Source organism: Enterococcus sp. E4-150, assembly GCF_035726465.1.
GTDB classification, from domain to species: domain Bacteria; phylum Bacillota; class Bacilli; order Lactobacillales; family Enterococcaceae; genus Enterococcus_B; species Enterococcus_B faecium.
The window spans coordinates 1-14,688 of sequence record NZ_JAPRGK010000007.1; the positions used below are offsets into that span (position 1 = coordinate 1).

A 14,688-nucleotide genomic window follows, 5' to 3' on the forward strand; every position below is an offset into this window, starting at 1 on the left:
GCGATTGTTAAGCTCAATTTGTTTGCTAGCATATTGCTTGCTTGTTAAAAATGTTTGTTGTCTTGAATTGAATCAAGACGCCCTACACATTTGGTTTGTCTTACTTTGTTCAGTTTTCAAAGGTCTAATCTTTTTGTTTCAACAACTCTTTAATCTTATCAGATTCAGAAGAGAATGTCAACAACTTCTTTGTTTATTTTTTCTAAACGTCTTTGTCACTCATTAGCAGCGACTTGATTATCATATCATCTTTATTGTTATTTGTCAATAACTTTTTCGAAGTTTTTTTCGATAAAATCAAGCTTTATTAGCTATCTCATCCAAACGACTTCGTTATTATAACATGACATCAAAAGTGCGTCAACACTATTTTTTATAATTTTTAGTGACACCTTAAAGGAATCATTTAGAACAAATAATAATATAGCAATCTCTTTATAAAATTGCAATAGAAAATTCCCTATTTTTATTTATTATTTTTAAACACGAATATTACAGCATTTCATTGTTTTTTCGTTCATCTAAAAGCTACTTACATTTAATTAACGGATGTTATTCTATTTAATTGTTCGCTAGTTTTTTTATAATGACACCCCTGAATTTCTCACTTGCTTGTATTTTGTACCTTATTCTTTGTTGGATATATAAAAAAACAAGTAAAGCACATGCTTTACTTGTCTTCTGCCTTTGCGATAGGAATAAAGATTCTAAAAATTGTCCCTTGCCCTACTACACTTTCTGCTAAGATACGTCCTTTATAGTTTTCAACCAGTTGTTTAGCGATAGACAACCCCAGACCATTTCCACCCTTCGTTCTAGCTCTTGCTTTATCCACTCGATAAAAACGATTGAAGATCTTATTAAGGTCTTCTTTGGGTATTCCTTCGCCAAAGTCCTGAATCGCGATCTCAAATTCATTCAGAGTGGAAGAAATAGAGATATGGACTTCTTTTCGTGTAGTTGAATACTTTACTGCGTTATCCAATATGATAATGATTAATTGTTCAAAGTGATTACGATAAATTTGCAGGGTCACTTCTTTTGTCAAATCATCATCTAAAGTGATCACATAGTCTGGATATAATATCTTGAAATTATTATAAACTTGATAGGTGACTTCTTTTCCTTTAGTTGTTTCATTCGCATAATGAACATCTACTTGTTCTGCTCTTGATAAGTCTAGCATCTCTTGAACTAAGCTTTTCATACGGCTGATTTCTTGCATGCTGGCGCTTAATGATTCTTCTAATATCTCAGGATCATCTTTCCCCCAACGATTTAGCAGACTAAGATGCCCTTCAATAATTGCAACAGGTGTCCTTAACTCATGAGATACGTCTTCCACGAATTGCTCTTGTTGTTCAATATACAAACGCATACGGTCAAGCATCTCATTGAATATTTCAGCTAAATCTGCCAATTCATCATTTGTGTCGATTTCAGGCATGTGGATATCTGATTGCGGATCTTTACGTATAGTATCCATTGTATCTCTGAGTACCTTGAGTGGTTTTAAGAAATAAGAAGATAAAAAGAAACCTAAAATACTACTTAAGATCAAAGAAACAACTTCTAAAACAATAAGAGTCAATAATAGCTTATTTCGAATATCATAGAAAGAAGATAATTCATAGAAGCTTTGCGCATAGCCGATCTTTTCTCTTGTACCTTTAGAATATATAGGCTGGATAGATAAAAAGCCAGTTTTTCCTTCTAGTGTAACGATCGTTGGAACTTTACGTGTAGTCTGAATCAGGTTTCGACTGTTTTCATGGGTTTTAAAAATCAAGTTCTCGTCCAAATCATAAACATAAAGATCCATTGATGGCTGCCCTAGCTCAGCTATAAAGGAATCGATCTTCATTAAGTTCCCTTCGACCAGTGAAGTATGATCTACGACCTCATCTCCGTCATTTGTCGCTTTCGTCAGATTACGATACGTATTTACTAATGTCAGTTCTTCATCCGAGTTAGCCAAACGAGAAGCTACTTCTGAAATCGTACGCTCTACATTGTTTCTTTCTTTTGCCACAATCAGATTGATAGATGATTTATAGGTAATGACAGCGAAAATTGTAAACACAACGAATATGAAGAAAGAACTCGCAAAGGCCCACTTGATTGTCAAGGAGGGCCCTTTCAGTTCTCTTTTTTCCGATTTTTTCGGCTTTATCACGAGCGCATCACATAACCTGTTCCGCGTACAGTTTGGATATAGCTTTCCTCCCCGGGAACGTCAATTTTGTTGCGAAGATAACGAATATATACGTCCACTACGTTTGTTTCAACTTCTGTTTCGTATCCCCACACTTTATTTAGTAAAACGTCACGTGCTAATACCACGTTCACGTTTTCCATTAAAGTAAGCAGCAACTCGTATTCTCTTTTTGTTAGTTCAATTACTTCATTTCCGCGACGTACGACACGGTTTTCTTTTTCGATAGTCAAATCGCGATAAGTAATAGTAGTTTGTTTAGCCACATTTTTATCGCCTTCAATATCGATTCGACGCAACAATGCACGAAGACGTGCTAATAATTCTTCGATAGCAAATGGTTTGACGATGTAGTCATCTGCTCCGTGGTCAAGTCCAGATACACGATCGATCACAGAATCTCTTGCAGTCATCATAATGATTGGTGTATTTTTGACTTGGCGTACACGTCTGCAGACTTCTAAACCGTTCAATTCTGGGAGCATCAGATCCAACAATATGGCATCCCACTCATTATTTAATGCCGCATCTAAACCAGTTCGGCCGTTGTAGTGGACTTCTGTGTTATACCCTTCATGCTTCAACTCTAGCTCGACAAATCGTGCCAAGTTCTTTTCATCTTCAATGATTAGAATATTGCTCATTTATTATTTTATCCTTTCTATTCTACTGGCTTTTTAAAAACTCTATCATTATACCGATAATATGCTTAAAAATCTATAGTCATTTTATCATGGATAGCAATTTTAAAAAAGAGCTGAAGTCTACTCATAACAATCGACTTCAGCTCTTTCGTCCTCTTTTTATTTTCTCATTTCCTAACAGCCGAAAGACTATTATTCTTCATGGTACCATGAGTAATGGAAGATTCCTTCTTTGTCGACACGTTCATAGGTATGTGCGCCAAAGTAATCGCGTTGGGCTTGGATTATATTTGCAGGCAGACGTTCTGCTCTGTATGAATCGAAGTAAGCGATGGCTGATGAGAAAGTCGGTACAGGTACGCCAGCTTGGACAGCCAAGGCAACGACGTCTCTGACTGATTGCTGATATTTTTTCGTGATTTCAACGAAGTAATCATCTAGCAATAAATTTTCGATCTCAGGATTTTTGTCATAGGCATCCGTAATTTTTTGCAAGAATCGAGCTCGGATGATACATCCAGCGCGCCAGATTTTTGCGATTTCACCAAATGGCAAGTCCCAATCAAATTCTTTTGAAGCGACACGTAATTGAGCAAATCCTTGGGCATAACTCATGATTTTACTGAAATACAACGCTTCTCGGATTTTTTCGACCAATTCTTTTTTGTCTCCCGTGAACTCAAAATCGTTCGTACGAGACAAAATTTTACTTGCTTGTACGCGTTCTTCTTTATAAGCAGAAATATAGCGGGCAAATACAGATTCAGTGATCAATGGAAGTGGCACACCTAAGTCAAGCGCGCTTTGGCTTGTCCATTTACCTGTTCCTTTATTCCCAGCTGCATCAAGGATCACATCTACTACTGGTTTACCTGTTCCTTCATCGTCTTTACGTGTCAGAATGTCAGCAGTGATTTCTATCAAATAGCTGTCTAATTCGCCTTGATTCCATTCTTTAAAGATATCAGCCATTTCTTCTACTGAAAGGTTTAAAATATTCTTCATTAAGTCATAAGATTCAGCAATCAGTTGCATATCTCCATACTCAATACCGTTGTGTACCATTTTCACATAATGTCCGGCTCCATTTGGGCCAATATATGTGACACATGGTGCTCCGTCTTCTGCTTTTGCAGAAATTTGCTCTAAGATTGGTGCAACTAGCGCATAGGCTTCTTTTTGTCCACCAGGCATGATTGAAGGTCCTTTTAAAGCTCCTTCTTCACCGCCGGAAACGCCTGTACCGATAAAGTTGATGCCAGAGTTGGCTAACTCTTCATTACGACGCATCGTATCTTTAAAGAATGTATTTCCTCCGTCAATCAAAATATCGCCTTTATCAAGGTGAGGAAGTAACTCTTGGATTGTTGCATCTGTTGCCGGTCCTGCTTTGACCATTAGCAAGATCCGACGTGGTTTCTCGATAGATTCTACAAATTCTTCGATTGTATATGTTGCTTTGAAATTTTTATCTGGGTGTTCTTCTACTACAGCGGTTGTTTTAGCCCCTGTACGATTGAATAAAGCCACTGAATAGCCGCGGCTTTCTATGTTCAAGGCTAGATTTTTACCCATAACGGCCATACCGACAACGCCGATTTGTTGTTTTGACATATGAACTCCTCCTACATACGGGATTTCTCCCTAATCTCTTACATTATAGCTTAACACGGCTACATTGCAAACTAAAGAACAACATATTTTTTATTTACCGACTACAAAAAAATAAACCTCAAGGCTCCATGGTTAGCCTTGAGGTTTTACATTTTCTAATTAAAATGTATTAAGCTTCTTTTGACATTACGTCCTTACCATCATAGTAACCACAATTTGCACATACGTGATGGCTTTTTTTCATTTCACCACAGTTTGGACATTCGTTTAACCCTTTGATTGTCAATTTGTAGTGTGTACGACGTTTTGCTTTTTTAGCTTTTGATGTTCTTCTAGCTGGTACTGCCATTTTGCTACACCTCCTTGTAAAGTCTTGTATCTAAATTAGACACAATATATTCCAATCTTACTTGTTATCGTCGTCTTTTGATTTAGAATCAAAAAGTTCAGATAGTTTTGCAAGACGAGGATCAATTTTATTCTCGGCTTCTTCCATTTTTCTGCGCTGGTATTCTTCTTCGGAAACAACTTCCCAATCATTGCCTTTTGGAAGTTCTGTTGCTGCTTCCTCTTCTTTTGTCAATACCCGCATTGGAATCGCCAATAAGATGTTGTCTTCAATCGACTCTGCTAAATTCAATAATGGACCTTCAATTAGCAAAATCTCATCTGCAGACATTTGTTCATCTCTACTTTGGAATTGTTCTTCTGTCATGAATACTTCGTCTACAGAAAAATCCATGGGCAGTTCAACAGGTTCTAGTGAACGTGTTGAAGGAACTGTCAAAGTCGTCTGCACAGTGTAATGAACGATATAGCCTTTCTTATCAACTGAGACCAAACCTTCGACTTCCACTGGCGCAACATCAAGTATTAAATTGTCTCGCTTCATGAGAGCGGCTTTCAAGTCGAGCGTCTCATGAAAAGTTAACGGTGTCTCCTGGTATTTTCTCAATTCCAATAAAGACCATTTCATTTTTCATCACTCCTAAGCAACAAAAGCAATTATACAGGGCAAAAAGCATGTTGTCAATGAAATTTTCTTGACACCTTGCAGTTCATAAAAAAACAGAAAAATCTTTATTAGAAAGCCTCTGTTTGCTATCATCCTCAGAATCATTTACAATAATCATTATTCCATTAAAGGAGCGGATGATCTTCATGAACACGAAAGATATCGAATACTATGTCCAAATCGTCAAACAAAAAAATTTTACGAAAGTGGCTAATTATTTCCGTGTGAGCCAACCTACTATTACATATGCATTACAACGTCTTGAAAAAGAGTTTGACACCGTACTTATTACAAGAGATCGATCGCATCACGAATTAATCGTCACGCCTTCTGGAAAGCAGCTGTTTCTCCATGCACAAACCATTCTCCAAGAGATTTCTACTGCAAGAGCTGAAATCACTCAGTTGCAAAAGAAAAAGCTTCGTTTTGGCATGCCTCCTATTATCGGCAATGAATACTTTCCTAAACTGTCAAGTTACTTTATCAAGCATGAATTGATGAATCAAATTGAGATTACCGATGGAGGCTCTCGGGACTTATACGGGATGATCCGACAAGGGAGGATCGATTTAGCTGTATTAGGCTCAACACAGCCAATCGTGGATCAATATTTAGAAACAGAGTTACTTTTGGACAAACGTTTCATGATCGTCGTGCCACCTACACATCCTCTTTCCAAGCAGGATACTGTCTCTTTCAAAGATATAGCAGATGAACAGTTTGTACTATTGAACGAACATTATGTCCACCCCGCAGCATTCACTAAGCTTTCTAAACAAACACATACTCATCCAAAAGTTGTTTATCAAAGCAATGACTTGACGATTTTAAAGAGTATGGTCCGAGAAAATGTGGGTATCGGTTTTTTGGCAGAGATTGCTGTCCATCCTGAAGATCATTTAGTTTGCCTCCCTCTTTCAGATGAAGTTCAGCCTCGCTTCTTGATTTCATTGGCAAAACGAACACAGCAGATCGTCACGCCTCTTCAAGAACAAGTAGTCCAAGTTATCCATGAATTCGTTACAGCACAAAAAAACAGCTCTTCGTAAAAGAAGAGCTGTTTTTATTTTTTATTAAGCTAAATTAGATAGCTGTTGTTTCGCCACGGTAAACGATGCCGCGACGTGAATCAACGGTAATCAATTCACCTTCTGTAATTGTTGTTGTTGCGCCTTTAGCACCAACGATTACAGGAATATCTTGTGCAATTCCTACAACTGCAGCGTGAGAAGTCAATCCGCCTTCTTCAACGATAACAGCAGCTGCTTTTTCGATTGCAGGCATATATTCTTTGTCAGTTGATGGTACAACTAGAACCATTCCGTCTTTTGCTTTTTTTACAGCTTCTTCAGCAGATGAAGCAATAACTGCATTTGCAACGACAGATTTTTGTCCAACGCCTTGAGCTTCTAATAATTTAGAACCAATCATTTGAATTTTCATCACGTTAGTTGTTCCGCGTTCACCAACTGGTACACCAGCAGTGATCAAGATTAAATCGCCTTCTGATGCGAAACCTAATTCAACAGCTTTTTTAGCTGCTAGTTCAAACATTTCATCAGTTGTTGATGGTTTTTCAGCAACTGTTGGGTAAACGCCCCAGTTTAACATCAAACCACGTTTTGTGCGTTCGTCAAAAGTAACAGCCAAGATATCTGCATCTGGACGATATTTTGAAATCATTTTTGCAGTGTATCCTGATTCAGTTGCAGCAACGATTGTTTTCACGCCTAGATTTTTTGCAGCACGAGCTACAGATAAACCGATTGTTTCAGTTACATCTGTTTTATCGAATTCGTTCAATTGGAATGTACCTAATTCTGATAATGCATTTTCAGCTTCTTGGTCGATACGTGCCATTGTTGAAACAGCTTCAACTGGGTAGTCCCCGTTTGCAGATTCACCAGATAGCATTGTTGCATCTGTGCCATCAAATACAGCGTTAGCAACGTCAGAAGCTTCCGCACGTGTTGGACGTGGGTTTTCTTGCATTGATTCTAACATTTGTGTAGCAGTGATAACTGGGATACCAGCAGCATTACATTTTTTGATAATGCGTTTTTGAACCATTGGTACTAGTTCAGCTGGGATTTCAACACCCATATCTCCGCGGGCAATCATAACACCGTCAGAAACTTTGATGATTTCGTCAATGTTGTCGATACCTTCTTGAGATTCGATTTTAGGGAAGATTTGAACATGAGTCATGTCTTTTTCTTCTAAGATTTCGCGGATATCTAGAACGTCTTGTGCTTTACGTACAAAACTTGCAGCGATAAAGTCGATATCGTTGTCTAAACCAAAACGAATATCGTCAGCATCTTTTGGAGTAATACCTGGCAAACTAATAGAAACGCCTGGTGCATTTACCCCTTTACGTGATCCTAGCATACCTGCATTTTTAACTTCTACGACTAATTCACGGTTTGCTTCGTCTTTTTCAATGATTTGCATATCGATCAAACCATCATCAAATAAAATGTGTCCGCCAACGTGAACATCGTCAAATAATCCTGGGTAAGTAACCGCGATTTTTTCTTTTGAACCTACATGTTCAGGATCCATAGAGATGCGTGTTTGATCTCCTACTTCAAATTTGATGTATCCTGCACGACCAAAATCAGCTTCTGTTGTGCCTTGAACAGTTGTACGGATTTCAGCTCCTTTTGTATCTAAAAGAATACCGACATCTTTTCCTGTCTTTTTAACTGCTTCACGGACCATAGTCATACGTGATAATTGTTCTTCATGGTCACCATGAGAAAAGTTAAAGCGGAAGACATTTGCCCCAGATTCAATCAATTGAGAAATAATTTCTACTGAGTTACTTGCTGGTCCTAATGTACTAACGATTTTGGTTTTTTTCATTTAAAAAACTCTCCCATTCAATTTTGTTTATTTAAAGCTGTACACAGCTTAAATAGCTTGGTTTCTTTCACTCTTAAAATGAAAGTGAATTATTTAGATCATATAGTGATAAGTCTGGTTTATGTTTGTTGTTTTCAAGTGTATCAATGATGTCAGACGCAACGATTTCGTTGTCATGGATACCGACACATAATCCACCTTTTCCTTCTTGAAGCAATTCGACAGCGTAAGCACCGAATTTACTTGCCAACACGCGGTCGCGTGCGCTTGGTGCTCCACCACGGACAACGTGTCCCAAGATAGATACACGTGTATGATAGTCACCAAATTCTGAAAGTTTCTCAGCGAATTCATTTCCGCCCATTACACCTTCAGCCAAGATGATCAAGCAATGTTTCTTCCCGCGATCGCGGCCTTCTTGGATTTTTTTAGCAACTGAAGCCATATCAAAATCATGTTCTGGGATGATGATTTCATCCGCTCCGCCAGCCACACCTGACCATAAAGCGATGTCTCCTGCATTGCGTCCCATTACTTCGATAACGAATGTACGAACATGAGAAGTCGCTGTGTCACGAATACGGTCAATTGATTCTAGTACTGTATTGATTGCTGTATCAAAACCGATTGTGAAATCAGTCCCAGGAATATCATTATCGATTGTTCCAGGAATACCTACTGCTGGGAAACCGCGTTTTGTCAAAGCCATTGCGCCATGATAAGAGCCGTCTCCTCCGATAACCACTAGACCTTCGATTCCGAATTTTTTCAATTGTTCGATTCCTTTTAATTGACCTTCTTCAGTTGCAAATTCTGGATAACGTGCAGAATACAAGAATGTACCACCACGTTGGATCTTGTCACCTACATCTGCCACATCAAGACGACGAATATCTCCAGCAACTAAACCGGCAAAACCATAATTGATCCCGTATACTTCCAGTCCTTCGTAAATACCTTTACGAACAACGGCACGAACAGCTGCATTCATTCCAGGTGCGTCTCCGCCACTGGTCAAAATTCCGATGCGTTTCATAATAAACATTCACCTCATTAAAATACTTTATCCTAAGTATGACTTAGGTTTACAACCATTTTTGCGTTAACCACGACTAACATTCTAACATTATTTTTCTCACTTGTCTTGATTTACGGATAAAAAAATGAAAAAAAATGAAAGCAAGTAGTATTTTTTACCGTAAGTTATTTGAAAACCACATTATCTTCGCCAAGCAGATAAATAAGTTGCCCCTTTATACTCTTGCTGTCATCCACCCAATAAGCATCTGACAGAACTACTTTTCGTTGCGTTTTTTCGTGATACATAACTACTGGTATATATCCTGGGTGTTTCTGAAAAATCACTTGTAATTGTTTCATTATCTCGGGATCTTCCCGTTCTTCTGTAATACGCAAATAGCAAGTTTGTGAAGGATACTGGGCTTCTAACTGGTTAGGATCAGCAAAGCTTTCTCCAATTAGTTGCAGTTCCTGATTATATTTGCTGATTTCGCTCCGCCCTTGAACAAAGATCACTCGATCAACGGCAAACAAATTACGATATTTACGATAAAGAGTTGGAAAAACTGTGACAGAAATTTCTCCACTACTGTCGGTTCCTTCAACAAAGGCCATCAGTTCTCCTTTTTTTGTCCGAATTTCTCTAACTTCCTTGATCATCACTAATAAATTGACTGGTTGATTAGGGACGATATCTGTAATCAGCTGAACTTGTTTAGCTAAACGAAGACGATCAAACCCTTCTGCAGGATGACCTGACAAATAAATACCTAAGTACTCCTCTTCCAGCTTCAAGCGTTCTTCTAGTGTATAGTCAGCGACTTCTTCTTCTTTTAATGCCATGATTCCCAGCAAGTCAAGACTTCCACCACTGTAAACGATATTTTGGATTTTTCCTTCGAGATCAAGCATCAATTGTTTCCTGTTAGGAGATAATTCATCAAAAACTCCTACTGCTGTCAGTGATTGCAGTAACTCTAATTTCAGCCAACGCTTATCGATCCGTATGAGGAATTGATCCACTGACTGGAACGGGCCATTTTGTTTTCTTTCGTTTAATATATCTTCTACAAAATCACGCCGAATACCTTTTATCGCTGTCAGTCCGAATCTGATTTCTTCCTTATTGACCAACTCAAAACTGGAATTACTTTGATTAATGGACGGCGAGGAAAGTTTGAGTTTATTTTTACGTGCTTCTGCAATATATTCTTTCAATTTTGATGTGTTATGCCGAACAGAATTCATCAGGCTGGTAAAGAAAGCACCTGGATGATGGGCTTTTAGATACGCCATTTGGAATCCCACGAATGAATAAGCAAATGCATGTGACCGATTGAATCCATAGTTTGCAAATTTTTCGATATATTCATATACGGTCGCTGCTGTTTTTTCCGAATATCCCTGTTGTAATGCTCCTGATACAAAATGCGACTTTTCTTCATCTAATACGTCTTTTTTCTTTTTACTCACTGCCCGTCGCAGAATATCTGACTGCCCTAATGTAAATCCAGCCATAGTCGAGGCGATCTGCATGATTTGTTCCTGATAGACGATCACTCCATATGTGTTTTTCAAAATCGGGATCAGTGAATCATCTGGGTAGCGAATGGCTTCTTTTCCTTTCTTCCTGGCAATGAAGGTATCTATATTTTGCATAGGGCCTGGTCGATACAATGCATTGACTGCGGCAATATCTTCGATGTTTTCTGGACCTAATCTTCGTAAAACGTTCCGGATACCAGCAGATTCAAATTGAAATACTCCTGAGGTTTCGCCTCGTTGAAACAAGAGCAGCGTTTTTGCATCATTTAGCGGGATCTCTTTTAATCGGATCTCATACCCTTCTACTCGCTTAACAGCTTTCAAAGTAAAATCAATAATCGATAAGTTGCGTAGTCCTAAAAAGTCCATTTTCAAAAGACCGATTGCTTCTACCTCATTCATCGTATACTGGGTCAGAAAAGCTTCATCAGAACCGCGTTGGAGCGGAACTAGTTCAAGTAGATTCTTATCGCTGATAACTACACCTGCTGCGTGAGTCGAAACATGTCTTGGCAATCCTTCTAAAATCACTGCAGTTTTGAATAAAAGTTGGTTTTTTTCGCTTGCCTGAACTAATTCTACTAATTGATGCGAAGTTTTATAAGCTTGGGTCAATGTGATTTTCAATTGATTGGGTATTGCTTTTGACCAGCGGTTTGCTTCACTTTGCGATAAACCAAACACTCTAGCTGCATCTCTAAGAACCATTTTTGCTGCCATTGTGCCAAATGTTGCGATTTGTGCCATATGATATTGTCCATACTTTTCTCGAACATAATTCAATACTTCTTCACGTCGATTGTCAGGAATATCCAAATCGATATCTGGCATCGTAAAGCGTTCGGGGTTTAAAAAGCGTTCGAATAGCAAATCATATTCTAATGGATCCACATCTGTGATTTCTAACACATAGGCTACTAATGAACCCGCAGCAGAACCACGACCTGCACCGGTAACGATTTTGTTTCTATGAGCAAAAGCCATTACATCCCATACGATCAAGAAATAATCATTGAATCCCATTTGATGGATGACAGATAACTCGTAGTCCAAACGTTCTTGGTATTCCTTTGTATAATCAGTGATTCGGCGTTCCACTTGCGAATAGCATAACTCTCTTAAATATTCTCCAGCTTGTTTTCCATTAGGAACTGGATAATGCGGAAGTAATTTCTGATGGAACTGGAATTCAAATGAAATCGATTCAGCTAAACGCTGGGCACCTATTACAGCTTGGGAAAGACCCGCTTTTTCGAATCGTTTGATCATTTCTTGTTCTGAAAGAAGATAGCCATTTGCTGTTAGTGGTAAAGATGCAGATAAATTTTCTAAAGGTATTTGGCTTCCATCTTTGATATGTTTCATCACTTCAAGTGCAAAAAGTTCTTCTTGTTGTAAACTAGCGATGGGATGTAATGCACAAAGCGAATAATTTTCTTTTATCACATACTGATACCATTCAGGCAATTGATCAGGCGTGTTTTCTGTCAAGCCGATATAAAAATTTCTAGTAAAAACATTTTCAAGTAAAAACTGCCAATGACCGAAAAAGTTATCCTCTTTATTGAAAGCCTCAGAAACAGAATGATTTGCCGGAACAACAAACGCTAGATGGTCGGTTTCTGTCATTTCTGCAAGTTCCAATTTTTCTTGGATCATTTTTCGGCTGGAAAGTTTCATCAGCTGCTGATAACCTATTTCATCTTTTGCGTACGCAAGCAAGCCATAATTTTTTTCTTCATAAGTATAACTAAGATGTAATCCAATGATTGGCTGTACTCCTTCTTCTACACAAATACGATAGAATTCAGGTGCACCGTATAAGACATCTTTATCCGTTATGGCTAATGAAGTGTAGCCTTGTTTTTTTGCTTCTTGTACATATTCTCGAATACGTATCGTACTTTGTAAAAGAGAATAAGAAGTAATTGTATAAAGTTGTGGGAAAAACATCTTGCATTCCGCCTTTTTTTTCGTTAAAATTCACTAGCGTTAAAAGGTTTGATCCTTTTACTTTCATTAAGATAGCAGGCGCTGAAGTTGATTATTCCACTTCATTTGCTTGCTTGTAATCTGTAGGAATGAGTTCTTTCGTAAGAACTCAAATTTTATTGAGATTTGGTCTCGTTTCTTTACATTCAAAGAAAATCTGGTAAAATTAAGATAGAAAAGAGGTGTTCTTTATGCGATATATCGTTACATTATTCTGGGCTGTCGTTCTAGGTCAAGTAGTCGGTTATATTGGTGCTGCATTAACAAGCGGAACATATGATTTTACTTTGACAACAATCATTTCATTCATTGCGGGTGTCATTATCCTTTTGATTGGTGCAGTTGCGCCAAGAAAAGAAACCTCTGCCCATTCGTAAAAAAACAGCCAAGAGCTTGAGATATCTCAAGCTCTTTTTTATTTTCTACTCCTCACCACCATTATAATCTGCTGCGAAGAACTTTACGAAAGTTGAATAAAGAAAGAAGAATATTTGACAGAACAAACAAACTTGTCACAATAAAAACAGCACTGTAATTATAAGCATGCGCGACTGTCGATCCTAGCATGGGACCTAAAACTTGTCCAAAGTTGCTAAACATCTGATTGTAGCTATAGATTCGGCTGACTCCTTCTTGAGGCGTAATCTTACTGATCAGTGTATTGACAGAAGGCATCAAAGCACCAGTTGAAAAGCCTAAAATAAAGCGAAGTATACCTAATTGGAGCGGTGTAGTGACGAATGCCATAGGTAAATAACAGCAAAATGATAAAATGAGTCCTCCAATTAGAACTTTTTGATTCCCAATCTTATCCCCTAGTTTTCCTAGTTTCGGTGAAGAAAAGACAGCGGAAACACCAGCTATCGAAACAATCAAGCCGCTGACAAAAAGGATATTTTCTGTACTTCCGCTCAATTCACGAATATATAAGGTCAAAATAGGGCTGATCGTAGTGATTCCTATCTGTAAAATCAAGGTCGTAATGAAGAGACCGATCAAAATAGAGAGATGATCCATTTTTGAAAAAATTTCTTTGGTGCTTATCAGATCTTTTTTCTCGATTGGATGGAAATCTTCTTTGACTAAGAAAATGGTCAATACCGTTGTGATCATCAACAAAGCCCCTGTGATCAAGAATACATTTTCCATACCAAACCACTGAGCCAGTGCACCGCCCATTGAAGGTCCGATCAGATTTCCAGCAATCGCTCCGGTAGACAATGTTCCTAACGCCCATCCGCTCTTTTCTCTAGGTGCCTGTGAAGCAATCATCGCTGTGGCATTTGGAATATATCCAGACAAAATCCCATTCCAAAACCGCATGATCAAAAGCCAATACGCGTTCGGTACAAAAGCCAAAGATCCCATTGTTAATGTCATCCCTGCTGCTGCACGGATCATCATGAGTTTTCGGCCTTTTCGATCAGCTAGATTTCCCCAGATTGGTGCAACCACGGCAGATGCAAAAGCAGTCACAGAGATTGCTAGTCCCGAAAACAATTCGATTTGATCTTTTGGTGTTCCTAGTTGCTCAACATAAACTGGTATGAATGGCATAACTAAACTAATACTTGCACCAGTGAAAAAACAGCCAATCCACGCAATCACTAAATTTTTTCTCCAATTAATCTCCATCTATCATCCCTCTTTCGTCTCTTTTATCATACCTATTTTCGAATAAACAAGCAACGATCTCGCCAGTAAAAAGAGAAAAATCCCGCAAAGGTCATTTTATATGTAACGTTCTTTTTATGTAAAACAAAAAGAGATCAGAA

General features: G+C 38.2%; 11 protein-coding genes. 2 read left to right on the plus strand and 9 right to left on the minus strand.

Annotated elements, in window-relative coordinates:
* Window positions 1-670 precede the first annotated feature (670 nt).
* From OZ002_RS07340 to OZ002_RS07360, 5 genes are all read right to left on the minus strand, one after another.
* Window positions 671-2,176: a HAMP domain-containing sensor histidine kinase gene (locus OZ002_RS07340; protein WP_002298265.1), complete on the minus strand. Its 1,506-nt coding sequence runs from the start codon at window positions 2,174-2,176 to the stop codon at window positions 671-673.
* Window positions 2,173-2,859 carry a response regulator transcription factor gene (locus tag OZ002_RS07345; RefSeq protein WP_002346592.1) on the minus strand — a complete coding sequence of 229 codons (687 nt, stop codon included), beginning with the start codon at window positions 2,857-2,859 and terminating at the stop codon, window positions 2,173-2,175. The genes OZ002_RS07340 and OZ002_RS07345 overlap by 4 nt, the downstream gene beginning before the upstream one ends.
* Before the next feature lie 192 nt (window positions 2,860-3,051).
* On the minus strand, window positions 3,052-4,473 hold the full coding sequence (gndA, locus tag OZ002_RS07350) for an NADP-dependent phosphogluconate dehydrogenase (protein WP_002295350.1): 1,422 nt from the start codon (window positions 4,471-4,473) through the stop codon (window positions 3,052-3,054).
* A gap of 169 nt (window positions 4,474-4,642) precedes the next feature.
* Window positions 4,643-4,822, minus strand: a complete 180-nt coding sequence (gene rpmF / locus OZ002_RS07355; protein ID WP_002290970.1) for a 50S ribosomal protein L32 — start codon at window positions 4,820-4,822, stop codon at window positions 4,643-4,645.
* A gap of 57 nt (window positions 4,823-4,879) precedes the next feature.
* Window positions 4,880-5,449, minus strand: a complete 570-nt coding sequence (locus OZ002_RS07360) for a YceD family protein (RefSeq protein WP_002295352.1) — start codon at window positions 5,447-5,449, stop codon at window positions 4,880-4,882.
* 185 nt (window positions 5,450-5,634) lie between these two features.
* Between OZ002_RS07360 and OZ002_RS07365 the strand changes: the two genes are divergently transcribed.
* Entirely contained in the window at window positions 5,635-6,537 is a 903-nt protein-coding gene (locus OZ002_RS07365; protein ID WP_002295354.1) for a LysR substrate-binding domain-containing protein, read from the plus strand.
* A 34-nt stretch (window positions 6,538-6,571) separates the two neighbouring features.
* On the opposite strand, the gene pyk is transcribed toward OZ002_RS07365, so the two are convergent.
* The 3 genes from pyk to dnaE form a co-directional block, all read right to left on the minus strand.
* Complete coding sequence (gene pyk / locus OZ002_RS07370) at window positions 6,572-8,356, minus strand: pyruvate kinase (RefSeq protein WP_002295355.1); 1,785 nt, start codon at window positions 8,354-8,356, stop codon at window positions 6,572-6,574.
* 73 nt (window positions 8,357-8,429) lie between these two features.
* On the minus strand, window positions 8,430-9,392 hold the full coding sequence (gene pfkA / locus OZ002_RS07375) for a 6-phosphofructokinase (protein ID WP_002304759.1): 963 nt from the start codon (window positions 9,390-9,392) through the stop codon (window positions 8,430-8,432).
* Window positions 9,393-9,559: 167 nt separating this feature from the next.
* Window positions 9,560-12,874: a DNA polymerase III subunit alpha gene (gene dnaE / locus OZ002_RS07380; RefSeq protein ID WP_156249161.1), complete on the minus strand. Its 3,315-nt coding sequence runs from the start codon at window positions 12,872-12,874 to the stop codon at window positions 9,560-9,562.
* Window positions 12,875-13,104: 230 nt separating this feature from the next.
* Here dnaE and OZ002_RS07385 point away from each other — a divergent pair, with 230 nt between their 5' ends.
* Window positions 13,105-13,290: a YjzD family protein gene (locus OZ002_RS07385; RefSeq protein WP_002295359.1), complete on the plus strand. Its 186-nt coding sequence runs from the start codon at window positions 13,105-13,107 to the stop codon at window positions 13,288-13,290.
* A gap of 61 nt (window positions 13,291-13,351) precedes the next feature.
* On the opposite strand, the gene OZ002_RS07390 is transcribed toward OZ002_RS07385, so the two are convergent.
* Window positions 13,352-14,548, minus strand: coding sequence for a multidrug efflux MFS transporter (locus OZ002_RS07390; protein ID WP_002290958.1), 1,197 nt, complete (start codon window positions 14,546-14,548; stop codon window positions 13,352-13,354).
* Between the last annotated feature and the right edge of the window lie 140 nt (window positions 14,549-14,688).